This is a genomic window from Enterobacter sp. RIT637 (genome assembly GCF_019718755.1).
Classification (GTDB): domain Bacteria; phylum Pseudomonadota; class Gammaproteobacteria; order Enterobacterales; family Enterobacteriaceae; genus Enterobacter.
This window is the reverse complement of sequence record NZ_JAIHAZ010000160.1, coordinates 1-543: the sequence shown is the minus strand read 5'-3', so window position 1 is coordinate 543 and position 543 is coordinate 1. Positions and strand designations below refer to the sequence as shown.

At 45.5% G+C, this 543-nt stretch carries 1 pseudogene; it reads left to right on the top strand.

What is annotated here, in order from left to right:
* Nucleotides 1-92: 92 nt before the first annotated feature.
* Nucleotides 93-543 (top strand): annotated as a pseudogene (mafB, locus tag K5E19_RS23770) (polymorphic toxin MafB class 1); the annotation flags it as partial.

Sequence of the window (543 nt, the reverse complement as noted above, 5' to 3'; positions counted from 1 at the left end):
GCGTTAGACGATATTTCCTTCTTTATATTTAAAAAGCGTCCGTAAGCGCGGATTAAACCCGGAAATCCGATGCGTCTGAAAGTACATTCCGGCTTTCAGACGGCATCGGTAACAGCCAAACCCTGATTTCCAACCGCATCCATCCGTTTTATTCGGACGGCAAATGGATTAAAGCGGAAGATTTGAAAGCGGGAAGCAGGCTGTTTGCTGAAAACGGTGCAGAGCAGACCGTTCAAAGCGTTACCGTCAAACCGGAACCGCTCAAAGCCTACAATCTGACCGTCGCCGACTGGCATACTTATTTCGTCAAGGGTAGTCAGGCGGAAACGGAAGGAGTTTGGGTTCATAATGATTGTCCGCCTAAACCAAAACCAACCAATCATGCCCAACAAAGAAAAGAAGAAGCTAAAAACGATTCTCATCGAAGTGTGGGAGATTCCAATCGTGTCGTTCGCGAAGGAAAGCAATATTTAGATTCCGACACAGGAAACCATGTTTATGTAAAAGGAGATAAAGTGGTTATTCTAACTCCTGATGGAAGAC